The following is a 248-nucleotide window of genomic DNA, read 5'->3' on the forward strand; positions in this document are numbered from 1 at the left end:
TCGTTCTGCGCCTGCACCCTCACCGGGCCCTGATTGGCGATCAGCTTGATCCCCAGCTTGCGTACGAACAGGCTCAGGCCCTGGCCGACGCCGATGAACAGGCGCTTGACCACGCTGAGGTCGGCCTCGCCGCCGGCGTTGAGCATCAGGTTGTCTTTTGCCGCCAGTTGCAGGTGCTGGCCGCTGGTCAGGGCGATGCCCTGGGGTGCGCTGAGCAGCAGGACCGCGGCTTTCAGTTCATCGAGTTG

Annotated in this window: 1 protein-coding gene; it reads right to left on the reverse strand. The window is 65.3% G+C overall.

Going from position 1 to position 248, the window contains the following annotated elements; genetic code table 11:
- Positions 1–248, reverse strand: a 248-nt coding sequence (locus ACM6G4_RS27440) for a DUF2345 domain-containing protein (RefSeq protein ID WP_414915022.1), incomplete at both ends; no start/stop codon positions are given.

It is taken from the genome of Pseudomonas sp. IT-P258 (assembly GCF_949767825.1).
GTDB classification, from domain to species: domain Bacteria; phylum Pseudomonadota; class Gammaproteobacteria; order Pseudomonadales; family Pseudomonadaceae; genus Aquipseudomonas; species Aquipseudomonas monachiensis.